Annotated in this window: 12 protein-coding genes; 8 read left to right on the top strand and 4 right to left on the bottom strand. The window is 72.5% G+C overall.

Annotated features, from left to right (window positions below; genetic code table 11):
• Positions 1 to 21: 21 nt before the first annotated feature.
• The gene (locus tag ACZ7L9_RS33450; protein WP_471421228.1) at positions 22 to 786 is read right to left on the bottom strand and encodes a glycerophosphodiester phosphodiesterase; all 765 of its coding nucleotides are present in this window, start codon (positions 784 to 786) and stop codon (positions 22 to 24) included.
• The gene (gene yczE, locus ACZ7L9_RS33445) at positions 783 to 1508 is read right to left on the bottom strand and encodes a membrane protein YczE (RefSeq protein WP_471421226.1); all 726 of its coding nucleotides are present in this window, start codon (positions 1506 to 1508) and stop codon (positions 783 to 785) included. The genes ACZ7L9_RS33450 and yczE overlap by 4 nt, the downstream gene beginning before the upstream one ends.
• Positions 1509 to 1611: 103 nt before the next feature.
• Between yczE and ACZ7L9_RS33440 the strand changes: the two genes are divergently transcribed.
• Positions 1612 to 3111 carry an SCO1417 family PLP biosynthesis transcription factor gene (locus ACZ7L9_RS33440; RefSeq protein WP_471421224.1) on the top strand — a complete coding sequence of 500 codons (1500 nt, stop codon included), beginning with the start codon at positions 1612 to 1614 and terminating at the stop codon, positions 3109 to 3111.
• 52 nt (positions 3112 to 3163) lie between these two features.
• On the opposite strand, the gene ACZ7L9_RS33435 is transcribed toward ACZ7L9_RS33440, so the two are convergent.
• Complete coding sequence (locus tag ACZ7L9_RS33435; RefSeq protein WP_471421222.1) at positions 3164 to 4807, bottom strand: hypothetical protein; 1644 nt, start codon at positions 4805 to 4807, stop codon at positions 3164 to 3166.
• A 37-nt stretch (positions 4808 to 4844) separates the two neighbouring features.
• Positions 4845 to 5039 (bottom strand): hypothetical protein, encoded by a 195-nt coding sequence (locus tag ACZ7L9_RS33430; protein WP_037696696.1) that lies wholly within the window; start codon positions 5037 to 5039, stop codon positions 4845 to 4847.
• Between the two features lie 335 nt (positions 5040 to 5374).
• Between ACZ7L9_RS33430 and ACZ7L9_RS33425 the strand changes: the two genes are divergently transcribed.
• From ACZ7L9_RS33425 to ACZ7L9_RS33395, 7 genes are all read left to right on the top strand, one after another.
• Positions 5375 to 5767, top strand: coding sequence for an ankyrin repeat domain-containing protein (locus ACZ7L9_RS33425; RefSeq protein ID WP_471421220.1), 393 nt, complete (start codon positions 5375 to 5377; stop codon positions 5765 to 5767).
• A 219-nt stretch (positions 5768 to 5986) separates the two neighbouring features.
• Complete coding sequence (locus ACZ7L9_RS33420; RefSeq protein WP_471421218.1) at positions 5987 to 7405, top strand: HEAT repeat domain-containing protein; 1419 nt, start codon at positions 5987 to 5989, stop codon at positions 7403 to 7405.
• A 183-nt stretch (positions 7406 to 7588) separates the two neighbouring features.
• Entirely contained in the window at positions 7589 to 11251 is a 3663-nt protein-coding gene (locus tag ACZ7L9_RS33415; RefSeq protein WP_471421216.1) for a hydantoinase B/oxoprolinase family protein, read from the top strand.
• A gap of 83 nt (positions 11252 to 11334) precedes the next feature.
• Positions 11335 to 12861, top strand: coding sequence for a hypothetical protein (locus ACZ7L9_RS33410; protein ID WP_471421214.1), 1527 nt, complete (start codon positions 11335 to 11337; stop codon positions 12859 to 12861).
• Entirely contained in the window at positions 12858 to 13022 is a 165-nt protein-coding gene (locus ACZ7L9_RS33405; protein ID WP_471421212.1) for a hypothetical protein, read from the top strand. Before ACZ7L9_RS33410 ends, ACZ7L9_RS33405 begins: the two co-directional genes overlap by 4 nt.
• Positions 13019 to 13948 (top strand): hypothetical protein, encoded by a 930-nt coding sequence (locus ACZ7L9_RS33400; protein ID WP_471421210.1) that lies wholly within the window; start codon positions 13019 to 13021, stop codon positions 13946 to 13948. The genes ACZ7L9_RS33405 and ACZ7L9_RS33400 overlap by 4 nt, the downstream gene beginning before the upstream one ends.
• A 59-nt stretch (positions 13949 to 14007) precedes the next feature.
• Complete coding sequence (locus ACZ7L9_RS33395) at positions 14008 to 18783, top strand: hypothetical protein (RefSeq protein WP_471421208.1); 4776 nt, start codon at positions 14008 to 14010, stop codon at positions 18781 to 18783.
• The last annotated feature ends 12 nt before the right edge of the window (positions 18784 to 18795 follow it).

The raw sequence follows: 18795 nt of genomic DNA, 5'->3' as shown, positions 1-18795 counted from the left end.
GGAGACCTCGCACGACCGGCGTCAGGCCCAGGCCCCCCGCTCGCTCAGCACCGTACGCAGCGTCTCGATGTGATCGGTCATGATGCCATCCACACCGAGGTCGAGGAGCGCCGCCATCCGCTCGGGTTCGTTCACCGTCCAGACGTGCACCTGAAGTCCGCGCGCGTGCGCCTCGCGCACGAAGCGGCGGTCGACCACCCGGACGCCGTTCTGGGTCTCCGGTACCTGTGCGCACACCGCGCCGGCCCGCAGCGCCGCCGGAATGCCGTACGAGCGCAGCCGCAGGCCCAGCACACCGCGGACGCCGTAGGAGGTGGCGAGCCGGGGCCCCGCGAGGCGGTGGGCCCGGGCGACCCGGTTCTCCGAGAACGAGCCGACGCACACCCGGTCCCAGGCATCCGTCCGGCGGATCAGGTCGACCAGCGGGACCAGGGCGGACCCGGCCTTGATGTCGACGTTCCAACGGGCCTCGGGGAAAGTCTCCAGCAGCTCCTCGAACAGCGGCAGCGGCTCCCGGCCCGCCACCCTGGCCCGCCGCACCTCGCTCCACGGCAACTCGGCTATCCGGCCCCGGGCGTCCGTCACCCGGTCCAGAGTGGCGTCGTGGAAGGCCACCAGACGGCCGTCCGCCGTGGTGTGCACATCGGTCTCGAAGTAGCGGTATCCGGCGTCGGCGGCCCGGCGGAACGCGGCCGTCGTGTTCTCGATCCCGTCGGCGGCGCCGCCTCGGTGGGCGAAGGGGATCGTCGCGGGATGGTCCAGATAGGGGTGGCGTACGGAGGTCACTTCGGCAGTATCGCCTGCTCCGGTGTCGGGGTGGTGACGGTGGTGTCGCCATTGTCCCGCGCGGGTACGACGGCCGCCTCTTCGGCGGCTTCGGCGTTGGTCTTCCCGGCCTGCCCGCCGTCGATCGCGAAGAAGCGCAGGAAGAACTGGGCGAGCGGGCCGATGGCCAGGGCGTAGAGGACCGTTCCCGCGCCGAGTGAGCCGCCGAGCACGAAGCCGGTCGCCACGACCGCCACCTCGATCAGGGTGCGGACCAGCCGGATGGAGCGGCCGGTACGCAGATGCAGACCGGTCATGAGTCCGTCGCGCGGTCCCGGGCCGAACCGCGCCGCGATGTACAGCCCCGTCGCGACGCCGTTGACCACCACCCCCGCCACCATGACGGCGATCTCCGCGGCGAGACCGTGCACGTCGGGCACGAGCGCCAGTGTGCCGTCCATGGCGATGCCGATGGCGAAGACATTGGAGACCGTGCCGAGCCCCGGACGCTGCCTGATCGGTATCCACAGGAGCAGGACGGCGGCGCCGACGATGATCGAGACGACCCCGATGGACAGCCCGGTGCGCTCCGCGAGCCCCTGGTGCAGCACTCCCCAGGGTTCGAGGCCGAGACCGGCTCGGACCAGGAGCGCCGAACTCGCTCCGTACAGCGCGAGACCGACGTACAGCTGAATCAGCCTTCGAGTGAGGTGCGCCCCGCGAGGGACGGGGGTGATGGACAAGAGGTGCCCCCCTGGAGTGGTGGTGGTGGACTGCCGCATGTCACTCTGTGGCAGGGGATTGGCTGCCAACTATGGCCAATCCGAGGAAGGTGGACTGATTTCGATGGCGCAGTGGACTTCGGCAGTCGGTGCGGCACAGCTCGCCCGGCAGCTCCGGGCCCAACAGCCCCGGCCCGCCGGACCGGGCGCCCGCAGGCCGCCCGCCTATCGTGCGCTGGCCGACGGGGTCCGTCTGCTCGTCCTCGAAGGCCGGGTGCCGGTGGCAGCCCGGCTCCCGGCGGAGCGTGAACTGGCGCTAGCCCTGTCCGTCAGCCGCACCACGGTCGCCGCCGCGTACGAGGCGCTGCGGACCGAGGGGTTCCTGGAGTCCCGCCGCGGTGCCGGCAGCTGGACGGCCGTGCCCGCGGGCAACCCGCTGCCCGCACGCGGCCTGGAACCCCTTCCGCCGGAATCGCTCGGTTCGATGATCGACCTGGGCTGCGCCTCGCTGCCCGCCCCCGAACCGTGGCTGACCCGGGCGGTCCAGGGCGCCCTGGAGGAACTGGCACCGTACGCCCACACCCATGGCGACTACCCGGCCGGTCTGCCCGCGCTGCGGCAGATGATCGCCGACCGCTACACCGAGCGCGGCATCCCGACCATGCCCGAACAGATCATGGTCACCACCGGGGCGATGGGCGCGATCGATGCGATCTGCCACCTCTTCGCGGGCCGCGGCGAACGTATCGCGGTGGAGTCCCCGAGCTACGCCAACATCCTGCAGCTGATGCGGGAGGCGGGTGCCCGGCTGGTGCCGGTGGCGATGGAGGAGGGGCTCGGCGGCTGGGACATGAACCGGTGGCGGCAGGTGCTGCGGGACGCGGCGCCGCGACTCGCCTATGTCGTCGCCGACTTCCACAACCCCACCGGCGCACTGGCCGACGAGGACCGGCGACGCGACCTGGTGGACGCCGCCCGCTCCGCCGGTACGGTCCTCGTCGTCGACGAGACCATGAACGAGCTGCACCTCGACCACGATGTGCGGATGCCGCGCCGGGTCTGCGCCTTCGATCCGGCGGGCTCCACCGTGCTCACCGTCGGATCGGCGAGCAAGGCCTTCTGGGCCGGTATGCGCATCGGCTGGGTGCGTGCCGCCCCGGATGTGATCCGCAGCCTGGTGGCCGCCCGCGCCTACGCCGACATGGGCACGCCCGTCCTGGAGCAGCTCGCCGTCAACTGGCTGATGCGCACCGGCGGCTGGGAGCAGGCCGTGCAGGTCCGGCGTGAACAGGCACGGGAGAACCGGGACTCGCTCGTCGCCGCGCTCCGCCGGGAGCTGCCGGACTGGGAGTTCTCCGTTCCGCGCGGGGGGCTGACGCTCTGGGTGCGTACCGGCGGCCTCTCGGGCTCCCGGCTGGCGGTGGCGGGCGAGCGGGTCGGTGTACGCGTTCCCTCCGGTCCCCGGTTCGGTGTCGACGGCGCCTTCGAGGGGTACGTACGGCTGCCCTTCACGGTCGGGGGGCCGGTCGCGGACGAGGCAGCGGTACGGCTCGCGGCGGCGGCGCAGCTGGTGGGTTCGGGGGCTGGTGCGGGGGTGGAGGCGCCACGCACCTTCGTCGCCTGACCGCACGACGGTGCGCGGCCGGCCGGCCCCGCACCGTCGTGTGTCGTTCCTTTCAGTCGCCGACCCGCATGCCCTCGACGGCAACGGCAACGGCCGCGGTCAGGGGATGCGGCATCACCGGGTCCGGGACGCTCGCCCCGACGGGTCCGGGCTCCTCGGCCTCCATGGCCGGGACCGGTGCCTCGGCCGGCGCCTGCCGTTCGGGGAGCAGGCCGAGGACCGCCTGCCGCTGTGCCTCGCTGGTCGCCTCGTCGTACGGATCGGGCGTGGCCGGAACCTGGAGCCGCAGCACGGGACCGGTGCCCAGCCGCGCGTACCCCCGGCCGGGCGGGACGTTCGGCGTCGGGGTGGTGTGAGGCTCCGTGCCGAGCACCGACTCGACCTGGTCGCGGGAGCAGTGGCCGAGCACGACCCGGGCCCGGGTGTGGGTCCTGACGGTCTCGCCGAGGGTGTCCAGGCTGTCGAACTGTTCGGTGACGACCACGGTGACGTTGGCCGCCCTGCCGTGCCGCAGCGGCACCTGGAGCAGCTCCTGAGGATCGGGCCTGCCGTCGGCGGCCGCCAGGTGGTCGAGGACGCCGGGCCGGTCCAGCAGCACCCAGAGCGGGCGCTTGATGTCGTCGGGGGAGGGGCGGCCGGACTGCCGGGCCCGGTTCGCCGCGATCAGCCGCCGTTCCGTTTCATGGGCCGCCCACTCCAGGGTCGCGAGCGCGCCGGCCAGGCCGCACTCGACGGCCAGTACGCCGTCGCGCCCGGTCAGGCAGGCGTACTCGCCGGTGCCGCTCCCTTCGATGATCAGGATGTCGCCGTGCTGGAGCGCCTGCAGGGCGATGGAGCGCATCAGCGTGGTGGTGCCGCTGCCGGGCTGCCCGACGGCCAGCAGATGCGGCTCGGTGGAGCGGGCGCCGGTCCGCCAGACGACGGGAGGCGCGTCGCGGGTCGCGTCGCCGTCGCTCACCGGAACGGTGCGCTGCACCGCGTCGCCGTCGGTGAAACCGAGCACGGTCTCGCCCGGTGCGGTGACGAAACGCTGGGCGCCGATCGAGGTGGGCAGGGCCTCGAGCACGCTCATGACGAGCCGGTTGCCCTCCTCGTCCCAGGAGAAGTGGTACTCGCGGCCGCGGCCCGACTTGGCGTGCAGCAGCTGCTCGATCCGGGCGCGGGAATCGGCCTCGCTGTCGGTGAAGTAGGCGGGGTATGTCACCTGAAGACGCGTCAGGCGTCCATCGCCGTCGAACTCGTAGTCGCTGAAGGTCTTGTCCCAGTCGCCGCCGTGGGCGAACAGCGGACTGGGGTCGTCGGCCACGGAGAAGTGCGGTACGAGCGCCTCGTACAGAGACCGCAGCCGCCCGGTCTCCGCTTCGGCGGGGCCGGTCTTCACGGGGGTCCGCTCCCGCCCCCTCCACGCGGCGGCGCCCATCACCGTGACCAGGGCGAGCACGGACCCGTAGGGGAGGAGCGCGAGCACCATGATGCAGGCGGCTACGGAGCAAAGCACCGGACCACGCTTGTCCTTGGGCGTCGCGGCCCACTTCTGCCTTCCGGCTCCGGCCAGCAGCCGCAGACCACGGGTGATCACGATCAGCGGATGGAGGACGTCCGTGGCGTTGTCGGCGGCCGTGCGCGCGAACTCGCGGCTGCGAGTGATCGATGCGGTGCCGCTGCTCAGAATGCGGGGGAGTGGTCGCCGGGCCACGTCGGTCTCCTGAAGGGGTGGGAGCGGTCGTGGAGGGTCAGAATTTGATCCCGCCCAAGAGGCCGGCGAGACTCGCGCCGCCCGCGGTGATGCTCGGTGCGATGGCGGTGCCTGCCAGATAGAAGCCGAACATGGCAGTGACGACGGCGTGCGATGCCTTGAGGCCGTCCTTCCTGAAGAACAGGAAGACGATGATGCCGAGGATGACTACGCCTGACATGGACAGGATCATGAGAGGTTCTCCTGGTTGGGGGGACAGTCACCATGAGTCCTTCCAGGTTCACCGGAAGTATCTATACGACAAAAGCTGCATTCGAGTGAAAAGTCGGTATTTTCACTTGTTTGGCCGACAGGGGGCACGGGAAGGGCGTCGGCCGAACACTGGGGAGAAGGAACATTCGGTGTCGCGCACTGTTCCCCCATCCTCGAGCGTGGTCCGCCGCGGTGGGCGGGCCGGTCGTGCGTGCGGTTGAGCAGTACCCTGTCGATTCACTCGTGCGGCCCCCACGGCGTACGCCCCCGCAGGTCAACAGTGGTGAAACCGATTAATGGAAGGCGGTCCGTCCGATGAGCGAAACCCCCGATCCCGAGGTGGTCGAGCTGGCGACCAAGGTCTTCGACCTGGCCCGCCGCGGTGAGGCCGACACGCTCGCCGCGTACGTCGACGCGGGTGTCCCCGCGAACCTCACCAACGACCGGGGCGATTCGCTGCTGATGCTCGCCGCGTACCACGGCCATGCCGCCGCGGTCACTGCCCTCGTCGCCCGGGGTGCCGACCCGGACCGGGCCAACGACCGCGGGCAGACTCCTCTCGCCGGAGCGGTCTTCAAGGGTGAGGGTGCGGTGATCGAGGCGCTGCTCGCCGCGGGGGCCGACCCGGCGGCCGGAACGCCCTCCGCGCTGGACACTGCACGCATGTTCGGCAAGGCCGACCTGCTGGAACTCTTCGGCGCCGGCTGACCGGGTACGTCGTAAATGTGGTCGCGGTGGCGAAATGGCTGGGTCATCATGACGTCGCGGGCCCGATTCGGGCCACCGACGAGAGGCAGAGGAAGATGGTCTACACCAAGCAGAAGACGGCGGTCGGCCGATCATGTTGCTGCGCGGCGTAGTGCCCCACCCGGCACTTGGAACTGCACAGTCCCGGTTGCGTCGACAGCTTGATGTGAGGCTTTTTTCATGTTTGATCCGTTCATAGCGCCGAGCGGTACCCTGCTCGGCCTGCTGCAGAGGGGCCGTGGCGACGGCACGCTCCACGCGCTCGCCGCACCACGCCCCGAGGCCCTGGCGGCTCTCAACCACTGCGTCCTGAGCGATCCGCGCCACGACTGGCAGGTGGAGAACCGCTCGCTCTACTACGCACGCCTGTATCTCGACCTCGACGGCGGCATCGAAGAGATCGAGCGCCACCTGGGCGATCCCGACGACCACCTCGACACCGACGACTCACGCACCGGGCTTGCCCTCGCCGTACTCGGTCACCTCGCCTCGTACGGACGGGACGACGCCCTGGCACTGCTGCGGCGGTACGCCGCGACCGGGGCCAACTGGGCCTGGGCCCTCGACGAGCTCGCCCTGCGCGACGACGACGCGGGGCTCCGCGCCCTCGCCGTACCCGTGCTCGGGCGGTTCCCGGCCACCGAGGAGGGTGCCGCCGAGCTGGCCGCCGCCGTGCGGGACGCCTTCGAGCCACGCCCCTGGCGGCTCTGGGCCGACGACCCCCGCGACGAGGTCGGCGCCCGGGTCAGGGCCGCCACCGAGCAGGGCTCCTTCGACCGCTGGCAGCGACAGATGCGACCCGGCGGCCCCCGCCCCGGATGGAGCGTCCAGGCCGTCTTCGACTGGGCCCAGCAGGCGCTGGAACGAGGCAGCGTCCTCCACGTCCCGGCCGCCCGCTGCCTCACCGCCGTCGCCGGCCCCGAGGACCGGTCCACCATCATCGAGGCCGCCCGCAGCGGCCCGGACGGCGCACGCTGCGCCGCCCTGCACCACCTGGCCGAGACCAGGGACCAGGCCGTGCTCGACCTGATCGAGACCGCCGCGGTCAGTGCGTCGCGCACCGTCGCCGACGCGGCCGTCGCCGCCTTCGAGCGGATGTGCGGCGACGCGGCGGTGGAGCGCGCCAGGCGCTGGGCCCGGCGGCCCGACGCCCTCGGCGCCTCCGCCGCCGGCGTGCTCGCCTGCCGGGGCGGGGCCCAGGACGCCCCACTGGTCCTCGGCGCACTCCGCGAGGCCGTACGGGGCGAAGGCCCGGACGCGCCACGCCTGTGGCCCCTCGTCGACGGCACGGGCAGACTGGGCATCGCCTGCGCCGCACCCGTACTGCGCCATGTCTACCGGGAGACGTCCTCCTCGCATCTGCGGGGCCGAGCGGCCCGCGCGCTGGCCGCGACCGATCCCTCCTTCGCCACCGGATTCGCCGTCGAATGCCTCTGGGACTGTGAAGAGACCACCCGCGAGGTCGCCGCGCTCCACGCCGAGACCGGCGACATCAGGGTCGCCGAGCGACTGCGACGGCTCGCCGCGGACCCGGCCGAGGAGGCCGAGGTGCAGACGGCGGTACGCAGCAGGATCGGACCCGACGCCCCGGCGGTCTGACGGAACACGCACAGCGCCGCGCGTCGGGGGGGCGTGTGGAGCTGTGCGCTCTGCGGCGCGCGCGGCGTGAACGGTCCGGGCCGCGCCGTGCGCACGTACTGCCGGCCGGTGCGCCGGCCGCCGCACCGGTGCGCCGGCTGTGCCGTCCGGCCCGTTGTCGGCGCCGCGGGTCAGTATGGAGGGATGACCGGACGCTGGGAGTTCTGGATCGACCGTGGCGGGACGTTCACCGATGTCGTGGGCCGGGATCCCGGTGGGTACCTGGTCACCCGCAAGCTGCTCTCCCACGACCCGGACCGCTACCGTGATGCCGCCGTGGCCGGAATCCGGGGGCTGCTGGGCCTCGGCCCGGCCGACCCGGTCCCCGCCGACCGGGTCGGCACGGTGAAGATCGGTACGACGGTCGCCACCAACGCACTGCTGGAGCGGCGCGGCGAACCGACCGTCCTGGTCATCACGGAAGGCTTCCGGGACGCCTTGCGCATCGCGTACCAGAACAGACCGAGGCTCTTCGACCGTCGCATTCTGCTGCCCGAAGCGGTGTACGAGCGGGTGATCGAGGTCCCCGAACGAATCGACGCCCACGGCCGGGTCGTGACCCCTCTGGACCGGGACGTGGTGGCCGAGCGACTGCGGGCCGCTCGGGCCGACGGCCTGCGCAGCGCGGCCGTCGTCCTGATGCACGGCTACCGCCACCCCGCACACGAGCGGGCCGTGGCCGCCGCGGCCGGTGATGCCGGCTTCACCCAGATCAGCTGCTCGCACGAGGTGAGCCCGCTCATCAAGCTTGTGCCACGCGGTGACACCACCGTCGTCGACGCCTACCTCTCACCGATCCTGCGCCGGTACGTCGACGAGGTGGCCCGCGAACTCGACGGCATCCGGCTGATGTTCATGCAGTCCAACGGCGGGCTGCGCGAGGCCTCCCACTTCCGCGGCAAGGACGCGGTGCTCTCCGGACCCGCCGGTGGCGTGGTCGGTATGGCCCGTACGTCCGGGCAGGCCGGATTCGACCGGGTCATCGGCTTCGACATGGGCGGCACATCCACCGATGTGTCGCACTACGCGGGCGAGTTCGAGCGCGAACTCGGCACGCAGGTGGCCGGGGTGCGGATGCGCGCCCCCATGATGAACATCCACACCGTCGCGGCCGGCGGCGGCTCCGTCCTGCACTTCGACGGCCACCGCTACCGCGTCGGCCCCGACTCGGCGGGCGCGATCCCCGGCCCGGCCTGCTACCGCCGCGGCGGGCCGCTGACCGTCACCGACGCCAATGTGATGCTCGGCCGGGTCCAGCCCGCCCACTTCCCGGCCGTCTTCGGACCGGACGGCGACCTCCCGCTCGACGCGGACCTCGTCCGCGACCGCTTCGACGCGCTCGCCGAGGACGTGGCGCGCGCCACCGGAACACCCCGCACCGCGGCCGAGGTCGCCGCTGGTTTCCTGGAGATCGCCGTGCTCAACATGGCGAACGCGGTCAAGAAGATCTCCGTGCAGCGCGGACACGACATCACCCGGTACGCCCTGACCGGTTTCGGCGGCGCCGGAGGCCAGCACGTCTGCGCCGTCGCCGACGCCCTGGGCATCGACACCGTCCTCGTACCGCCCCTGGCCGGCGTGCTGTCCGCATACGGCATCGGTCTCGCCGACGCCACCGCGATGCGCGAACAGTCCGTCGAGGCGGAACTGCACGAGGCGACTCGCACCGCCGTCGGCGAACTCTGCGACGAACTCGCCCGCCGCACCCGCGCCGAACTGCGTGCCGACGCCATCCCCGACAGCGCCATCACTACTCACGCCCGCGTGCTCCTGCGCTACGCCGGCACGGACTCCAGCCTGCCCGTCGACCTGGACACCACGGCCGCCATGGCCGAGGCGTTCACCGCCCAGCACCGCGCCCGCTACGCGTTCACCATGGACCGGCCGCTGGTCGTCGAGGCGGTGTCGGTCGAGGCGACCGGGACGGCGGGACAGCACCGACCGCGCCCCGCCGACCGCACACCCCGTGAGAGTGCCGAGCCTCAACCGCACGACTACGTAAGGATGTTCGCCGGGGGACGATGGCAGGACACCCCGCTCCACCGGCGCGAGGAGTTGCACCCCGCGGACATCGTGACCGGACCCGCCGTGATCGCCGAGGCGGATGCCACCACCGTCGTCGACCCCGGCTGGCAGGCCGCTCTCGCCGGCACCGGCCATCTGCTGCTCACCCGGGTCCGCCCGCGCCCGGACCGCAGGGCCGTCGGCACCCGGGTCGACCCCGTCATGCTGGAGGTCTTCAACAACCTCTTCATGTCGATCGCCGAACAGATGGGTGTGCGCCTGGAGAACACGGCCCACTCCGTCAACATCAAGGAGCGGCTCGACTTCTCCTGCGCCCTGTTCGACGCGGACGGCAATCTCATCGCCAATGCCCCGCACATTCCCGTGCACCTCGGCTCGATGGGGGAGTCCATCAAGGAGGTGCTGCGGCGCAACGTCGGCGCGATGCGGCCCGGCGATGTGTACGCCATCAACGACCCGTACCACGGGGGCACACACCTGCCCGATGTGACCGTGGTGACACCCGTGTTCGACGTCGACGAGAACGCCGACGAGGGGCCCGGGCTGCGGTTCCTCGTCGCCTCACGCGGACACCACGCCGAGATCGGCGGCATCACCCCCGGCTCCATGCCCGCCTTCAGCCGCACCATCGACGAGGAAGGAGTGCTCTTCGACAACTGGCTTCTGGTACGGGACGGCAGATTCCGCGAGGGCGAGACGCGCGAGCTGCTCACCACCGCCGCGTACCCCTCCCGCGACCCGGACACCAACCTCGCCGATCTCCGCGCCCAGATCGCCGCCAACGAAAAGGGCATCGCCGAACTCCGCCGCATGGTGGAACAGTTCGGCCCCGAGGCGGTCGCCGCGTACATGGGACACGTACAGGACAACGCCGAGGAGTCCGTCCGCAGAATCATCGCCTCACTGCACGACGGCACCTACCGCTACGAGACCGACAACGGCGCGGTCATCGAGGTCGCCCTCACCGTGGACGCGGCAGCCCGAAGCGCGGTCGTCGACTTCACGGGCACCTCACCGCAGCAGCCGGGGAACTTCAACGCGCCGAAATCCGTGGTCATGGCAGCCGTGCTGTACGTCTTCCGGACCCTGGTAGCCGACGACATCCCCCTCAACAGCGGCTGCCTCAAGCCCCTGGAGGTCAGAATTCCGGAAGGCTCCATGCTGGCCCCCGTCCATCCGGCGGCCACCGTCGCAGGAAACGTGGAGACGTCCCAGGCCGTCACCGGCGCCCTGTACGCGGCGCTCGGCATCCAGGCCGAGGGTTCGGGCACCATGAACAACCTCACCTTCGGCAACGAACGCGTCCAGTACTACGAGACGGTGGCGAGCGGTTCGGGCGCGGGCGACGGCTTCGACGGCGCCGACGCCGTACAGACCCATATGACCAACTCCCGCCTCACCGACCCCGAAGTCCTCGAATGGCGCTACCCCGTGCTGCTGGAGAGCTTCCGGGTACGTGACGGCAGCGGAGGCGGAGGGCGTTGGCACGGCGGCTGCGGAGTGGAGCGGCGCATCCGATTCCTCGAACCCGTCACCGTGGCACTGCTCTCCGGCCACCGCCGGGTGAGGCCGTACGGCATGGCGGGCGGCGAATCCGGCGCGCTGGGCGACCAGCATGTCGAGCGCGCGGACGGCCGGACGGTCACACCGCTCCGCGGCTGCGACACCGCTCACCTGGAGCGGGGGGACGTCCTGGTGCTCCGCACGCCGGGTGGCGGGGGCTACGGAACCCCGGAACCGGGCGGCGACGACCGTACGGAACGCGGCGGCGGACAGCGGTGATGGCGAAGCAGGCCGGCTTCGGGCAAGGGGTCGCTTCTGCGTCGTTTCGACCGTTGTCGGTGTGAGGACCTAATCTGTGCAGCGTGACTTCGCCTGCCTACACGGACATCGCTGCGCCCCAGCTCAGCGCGGGGCCGCGGCCCGCCCCGGGCCCGGCCGCCGACGAGGGGCTCTCGCGACGGCTGCGCGCGCTCGCCTGCACGGCTCCGCTGCACGACCTCGATGTTCGCAAGGCGAATCTGGCCGGTGAGTACACCGTCTACGCGATGGCCGAGGTCGCACTCGCCGCGATCGACCTGGTCACGCTCAACATGGACTTCGACACGGGGGCCGACCACGACCAGATAGTGACCAGGCTCCTTCCCCGCGTCGCCGCCCAGGCCCCGGGCCGCCCGGCCGCCGAACACGAGCGGGTCGCCCGCTGGGTGCTGGAGAACCTGATCAATGTCGGCAGTATGGACCGCGGATTCCGTGCGGTGTACGGCACTTTCGGACCCGACGGGGTGTATATCCGTCGGGATTACGACTTCAAGCTGATCGAAGAGGTCCCGGGATACGGCGGCACCGTCTATCTCCGGGCCACCGACGAAGCGGTCAACGTCCTGGTCGGCGCCCTCGACACGGACGTCACCAGCGCCCAGATCGCCGCCGAGGTGAAGCTGGAGGTCCTCATCAGCCGGGGCCGCCTCGCGGACGCACAGCTCGCCGCCGAACAGGCCCGCTACCGAACCGTGCAGTACGCGGAGACGCTCCGCAAGACGCTGGAGGCCACCCGGCGCAACGTCCGGGCCGTCGACTGGCTCAACGCCGTCCCCGACATGATCGCCGAGGCCCTCGACCACGTCGCCGACCGCTACCGCCACGAGAACGCGATCCTCACCAACATCCGCAAAGCGCGCGACGAGGCGGAGGAGCCCGAGCACAAGCGGCGCGCCGCCGAGCTCGTCGACGTAGTCAAGGACTGCATTCGCCGCCACACCCAGCTGCAGTCCCGACTGCTGGAAGCCGGACCGCTGTTCCGAGCCGAACAGGACCGCCAGGCGTTCGCAGCCCCCACGGCCCGCAGCGGCCTCGATCTGTACGGCCAGCTGGTCGCCCCGCTGCTGCCGCTCCCCGTCGAACAGGCCATCCGAGTGACCGATGCCTTCTTCGCCCACGGCACCGGGCTGCGCACCCCCACCTCGGTACGGGTCGGCGATCTCGTCGACATGCTGCTCACCCCGCCCCTGGAGCGAGAACATCTGGGCGCCGAAATGCCCGAACCCGATCTGATCGCCACCCCGGACGACAGCAGGTTCAGCGAGGAGCAGCTCGCGAGCGCCATGGAACTCCTCGACCTGGAGCACGACGCCCCGCGCCGGCTCTCCGGACTCCTCGCGGAGGCGCGGCGCCGCGATCCCGAACTGCCCTACCTGGTCGCCCTGCTCGCGGTGCACGCCGCGAGTCCGCCGGTCGGCACCGCCTACCGGCAGGGCGAGCAGCGCCTGTTGTTCTCCGTCGACGACGGGACGCAGCTCGACGACCCGGAGTTCGGCGGTGCGGACCTGATAGTGGGCACGGCCCTGCTGGACGCGGCAGGAATGGCCGCGGACCGCTCGGAGGCGTCATGAGCAGCGCGCCCCACGCCGTACTGCCACGCCACATCGGCCGGGGACGTCGTCGCCCCGCCGCCGGACCGGCCGGAACCATGCCGCCCGGGACAGCTGCCGCGAGCGTCGGCACCGTCCACCCCGTACCGAAGAATTTCCGCAGCAAGGAGCGACAGTCGTGAGCGACCACCGCGCACAGCACGCCGACGAGTGGAGCGAGCCGACCGCCGCATACGCGACCGAGAGCATGGCGCCCGCCGACCCGGCCGGGCCCCCTGCGGCCGCACCCGTCACCCCGGCCGACGCAGCCGACGCCGCCCGGCTCGTCGCCTTCGGACTGCAGCCCAAACTGCTGCCCGCGCGCGACGCCGAATACGCCGAACTGCTCCGCCGTTACCGGGAGGAACCCGCCTTCGCCCGGCTCGCCGACGCCGTGGCGACCGGGCTCGGCCTGGTCGTGCTGGAGGTGTCCACCCGCGCGGGCATGGCAGTGACCGCCGGTGAGGACTCGGTCTTCGCCGTCCGCATGGGCGACTACGCCCGCCGCGCATCGTCCGACTCCGCCGACCGCTTCCTGCACGGTCTCGCACACCTCGCCGTCGCCGCGATGGCCTTCCCCCGCCCCGAGGACCTCGCCGACGACGCGTACATCGGCCGGATCACCGTCAACGGCATCGACTCGTTCGTCCGCCAGGCCTGCCACCGCCTGGAGGAACGGGCCGAGGAACACGGCGACAACACCGACCCGGCCACCGACGCCCCCGGGCTGGAGGCGGCCTGGCGGATCTACGCCAGGCGCAGCTCCACCGGAGCCACGAAGGACGCCCGGAGGCTGGCCGGCTCCACCACCGGCATCGTCGGCAAGGCCGTCGCCTTCCTCACCGACTCCGGCTTCCTCCAGCGCACCGGGGACGACGCCGGGGGCGCCTTCCGCACCACCGCCCGCTACCAGCTCCAGGTCCGCGACATGGCCGGCAGCGCCGCCATGGCCGAACTCCTGGACCTCGGAGTCGTACCCGTCACTGACGGAACGGCGACTCTTCTGCCGCCGCCCGACACCGACGACCTGGAGCTGGTCGCCGACGCCGGTCTGCCGTTCCACGCCTGACCGTCCCGCCCCACCACCGCCGTCTCCCCCCGCTGTCTGAACGACGAGAGTCCGCCGCCATGTACGAGCTGTCCCGGGTCCGCCTCTACTCCATCGGGCCGGCCGGTGCGCGCTACGCCGACACCGTGCTCGACCTGCGCGGAGTGGGCGAGCCCGTGCCCCATCCCGCCCCGGCGCAGGCGGAGTTCTTCGAGGAGGAGCCGGTCGGCCCGCCGCGCCGCCCCGCCCCGGCCGGGGTGCTCTTCCTGGAGAACGGCGGCGGCAAGTCGGTGCTGCTGAAGCTGATCTTCTCGGTGATGCTGCCCGGCCACCGCAACACCCTCGGCGGCGCCAGCTCCGGCGTACTGCGCAAGTTCCTCCTCGCCGACGACTGCGGGCACGTCGCCCTGGAATGGCAGCACACCCTCACCGGCGAGTGCGTGGTCGTCGGCAAGGTCAGCGAGTGGCGTGGACGCCAGGTCTCCAACGACCCCAGGAAGTTCGCCGAGGCCTGGTACTCCTTCCGCCCCGGGCCCGGACTCAGCCTGGACTCCCTGCCGGTTGCCGAGGCCACCTCCGTGCACCGCCCGGCCGAAGGCGCCTCCGGCGCGCAGGGCCGACGACGCACGATGAAGGGCTTCCGCGACGCCCTGACCGAGGCGGGCAAGTTCTACCAGCACCTCGATGTCCACTGGGAAGAGATCCACGACCGCTGGAACGAGCACCTCGGAGACCTCGGCCTCGACCCCGAACTCTTCCGCTACCAGCGTGAGATGAACGCCGACGAGGGCGAGGCAGCGGGCCTCTTCGCGGTCAAGAAGGACTCCGACTTCACCGACCTGCTGCTCCGCGCCGTCACCGACACCCGGGACACGGACGGCCTCGCCGATCTGGTGAGCGGCTTCGGCAACAAGCTGGGCCGCCGCGCCGAACTGACCGCGGAGCGCGACTTCACCGCGGGCTCGGTCGATCTGCTCGGCCGGATCGTCGAGGCCACCGGCACCCGTTCCCGCGCCCGCGACATCCACGCGGGGGCCGAGCGTCGCACCCGCACACTCGCTCGCAGGCTCTCCGCCCGCGCCGGCCAGGAGCGCGGCCGGGCCGCCGAGCTGGCCCAGCAGGTGACGGGCGCGGCGCACACCGTCACCACCGCCGAGGAGGCCCGCAGCCGCAGCGCCCTGATCGCGGCCGAACTGGCCTACCGGCACGCTTCGCTGGCCCTGACCGCGGCGGAGAAGGGCGCCGCCGCCCAGCGCCGCGAACTGGTCGATGCCCGCACCCTGTACTCCGCCTGGCAGGCCGCCGAGGCCGTACTGCGCCACCGCGCCGCCGCCGACCGCTCCGCACGGGTCGCCGTCGCCATTCGCGAGGCCGAGCGGGACGCCGCGCCCGCGCTCGCCGCCCGCGCCCGGGCAGCCGCCGATCTCGTAAGGGCCCTGCACACCGCGGCGGAGGCCGGCGAGACGCTGGCCAACGAGGAGGAGGAGCGCTCCGACACGCTTCAGACGGCGGGCGAGACCGCCCACCGCGACGCCACCACTGCCGCGACCGAGGCCCAGCGCGCCCGCAGCGAGGCCGGACACCTGCGCCAGCGCCTCGCCGAGGTGGAGCAGGAGACGGAAGAGGCGGTCCGGGCCGGCTGGCTCGAGAACACCGCGCCGGACGCCGACCCCGCCCGCGCGGCCCTCGCCGCGAGCGACGCCGAGCAGTCCGCCGTCGCCGCGTGGGACACCGCGAGGGGGGCCGCCCGCTCGGCAGCCGACCTGGCCAGGGACGCGGCAGCCGCCGAGAGCCGCGCCGAACTGGCGGCGGCGCGGGCCGCCGATGCCGCACAGGCGGCGGAACAGTCGTACGAGGCCGAGCTCAGGGCCGCCGAGTCGATCGCCGCCGACCACCGTCTGGCCGACCTGCTCGGCCTGCCGTCCACGCAGGGCACCGGCGTACCCAGGCCCCGCCGCGGTGCGGCCGGCCCGGAGACGGACCCCGACGCCCCGCCCGGCGCGGACCACCAGGATCACGCCGGCCAGGCAGGCCAGGCAGGTCATCCGGGCCAGTCCGCGTACGGCACGCACACCGTCACGACCGAACAGCCGCTCACCGCCGAGGAGCTCGACCGGAGCGCCGACGAACTGCGGGAGCTGCTCGACCAGTCCATCGCCTCCGCCGAACGCCGCCTCTTCGAACTGCGCACCGCGGCCGCCGACGACTCCCGCATCCTCGGCGCGCTCGGCGACGGCGGACTGCTGCCACCAGGCCCCGACGTCCTCGCCACCGTCGAGTACCTCGGCGAACACGGCATCCCGGCCCTGCCAGGCTGGCGCTACCTCGCCCAGGCCGTCGACCCCGCCGACCACGCGTCCGTGCTCGCCGCCCGTCCCGAACTGGTCGACGGCGTGGTCATCACCGACCCCGATTCGCACGCCCGCGCCCGCGAGGTCCTGAGCGGCGCCGCCCTGCTGCCGCGCTCCGCCGTCGCCGTGGGCACCGCCGCCGCGCTCCTGGCACCCGTCCCCACCAGCGGCTCGGCCGCACGTACGGAAGAGGTGTTCCTCGTCCCGCCGAACCCGGCGATGCACGACGAACACGCCGCCGACGAGGAGCGGCAGGCCCTCAGGAGCAGGGCCGCCGACCGCGACGAGGACATCCGTACCCTCGCGGCCCGTCTCACGGCCGACCGCTCCCTCGCCGCCCGCATCGGTTCGTGGCGCGCCGACTGCCCGCCCGGCATGCTCACCCAACTGGCCGAGACCGCGCGCACCGCCCGAACGGCCGCCGAGACGGCGGAGGCCGCGCTCGCCGAAGCCCGTACCGTGCGTGCCGAGGCCGACGAGGCCGCCGCGGACACCGCCCGTGTCCGCGATGAACGCCAGGAGGCCGCTCAGCGCACCCGCCGCGCCGCCGACGCGCTCGCGGGCCTCGCCTTCCGGCTCCGCGAACGGGCGGGCTGGCAGGCGAAGCTGCGCGAATTGATCGACGAAGCAGCCGAGTCGGAGGCCCGCGCCACCGTCTGTCTGGAACGGGCCCGCGCCGCAGACGAGGATCGCCGGGCCGCCCAGCGCGCCGCGGACGACGCCCGGCGCACGGCCCGCGCCCTGCGCGCCGAACGAGCCGAGATCGCGGGCGCCCCCGAGCACCTCCCGGAGCCCCGGACGGACACCCCGCGCCCCGCACTCCCGGCGCTGCGGGAGGCCTACCGGGCCGCGTCCCAGCTGTACGAGAAGGTGGGAGTGGGCGCCGATCTGCGCGCCGAACAGGCCCGTGCGGAGAGCGACGAGAGCGCGGCCCTCGCCGAACTGGACCGGCTCACCAACAAGGTCCGCACCCGCGCCGCCCAGCTCCTCGAAGGCACGGACGGCGCCGACGGCCCGTCCCGGCAGGCGGCCGCCGCCCGCGCCGAGTCCCTGGTCCAGCTCCTGGAGACCAGGGCCTCCACCGCGAGCGAGCAGCTGGGCCGACTGCGCGGCGAAGCCGAGCGCCTGGCCCCGGTCGACGGCGAGACCCACCACACCGAACTCCCGGACGAACTGGTCCCGGCCGACGCCGAGCAGGCCCAGACGCTCCTGCGTTCCGCCACGACCGAACTGGCCTCCGCCACCGCGACCCTGGAAACCGCGCGCGCCGCCCACGCCGAACTGCTGCACGCCCACCGCACCGCCGAGGACTCGGCAGGCGGCTTCGACGAGACCGCCGCACTCCTGCGCGACCTCCTCAGGGACCACGGCGCGGACGACGACACCGAGGCCCCCGAGCCCTACCCGGGCAGCCTCGACGAGGCCCGGCAGTCCGCCGCCGAGGCCCGTCGTTCACTGCGTGGCTGCGCCGCCGACCTGTCCGCCGCCGAAAGCGCCGTACGGGAAGCGAGCGACGTCCTCGTACGGCACGCCAACTCCACCCGCTACGAACAGGTCCGCACCCCCGCCCGCCAGCAGATCCGCGAGCTGCCGGCCGCAGCGCTGCCCGAGCACGCCGAGAAGTGGGCCGCCGCCTTCGCGCCCCGGCTCCGGGTCCTCACCGACGAACTGGCCCAGCTGGAGCGCAACCGCGACTCCATCGTCGACCGGCTCCGCGGCCTCGTGGAGTCCGCGCTCACCACCCTGCGCTCCGCCCAGCGGCTCTCCCAGCTTCCCGAAGGACTGGGGGAGTGGTCCGGCCAGGAGTTCCTACGGATCCGCTTCGAGGAACCCGACCAGGCGAAGCTCACCGAGCGGCTCGGCGAGGTCATCGACGAGGCCACCCGTGCCGCCCTGAAGAAGAACTCCGATCTGCGCAGGGACGGCATGTCCCTTCTGCTGCGCGGTGTGCAGGCGGCGCTGGAGCCCAAGGGCATCGCCGTGGAGATCCTCAAGCCGGACGCGGTGCTCCGTGCCGAACGCGTCCCGGTCGGACAGATGGGCGACGTCTTCTCCGGTGGCCAGTTGCTCACCGCCGCCATCGCGCTGTACTGCACGATGGCCGCACTGCGCAGCAACGACCGGGGCCGTGACCGGCACCAGCACCGGCACGCGGGCACGCTCTTCCTGGACAACCCCATCGGCCGCGCCAACGCCACCTATCTGCTGGAACTCCAGCGTGCGGTGTCGGACGCCCTCGGTGTGCAGCTGCTCTACACGACCGGCCTGTTCGACACGACGGCGCTCGCCGAATTCCCGCTGGTGATCCGGTTGCGCAATGACGCGGACCTGCGGGCCGGGCTGAAGTACATCAGCGTGGAGGAGCACCTTCGCCCCGGGCTTCCGCAGCAGGATCCGAACGGCGAGACGGTGCACGGCGAGATCACCGCCACCCGCATGTTCAAGCGCTCCACGACACCGCCCGACACTGCCCGGACGTCCTCTCCGAACTCGTCCGACGAGTAACGACGAGTATCA

The organism is Streptomyces sp. NPDC111516 (genome assembly GCF_055635345.1).
Note: the sequence above shows the minus strand (reverse complement) of the source record. Positions and strands in the feature narration are given on the sequence as shown.

What these genes read in the sequence shown, in the direction of transcription:
- ACZ7L9_RS33440 (WP_471421224.1), top strand. Translation starts at nt 1,612, where the DNA reads ATGGCGCAGTGGACTTCGGCAGTCGGTGCGGCACAGCTCGCCCGGCAG.
- ACZ7L9_RS33430 (WP_037696696.1), bottom strand. Translation starts at nt 5,039, where the DNA reads ATGATCCTGTCCATGTCAGGCGTAGTCATCCTCGGCATCATCGTCTTC.
- ACZ7L9_RS33425 (WP_471421220.1), top strand. Translation starts at nt 5,375, where the DNA reads ATGAGCGAAACCCCCGATCCCGAGGTGGTCGAGCTGGCGACCAAGGTC.
- ACZ7L9_RS33420 (WP_471421218.1), top strand. Translation starts at nt 5,987, where the DNA reads ATGTTTGATCCGTTCATAGCGCCGAGCGGTACCCTGCTCGGCCTGCTG.
- ACZ7L9_RS33415 (WP_471421216.1), top strand. Translation starts at nt 7,589, where the DNA reads ATGACCGGACGCTGGGAGTTCTGGATCGACCGTGGCGGGACGTTCACC.
- ACZ7L9_RS33405 (WP_471421212.1), top strand. Translation starts at nt 12,858, where the DNA reads ATGAGCAGCGCGCCCCACGCCGTACTGCCACGCCACATCGGCCGGGGA.
- ACZ7L9_RS33395 (WP_471421208.1), top strand. Translation starts at nt 14,008, where the DNA reads ATGTACGAGCTGTCCCGGGTCCGCCTCTACTCCATCGGGCCGGCCGGT.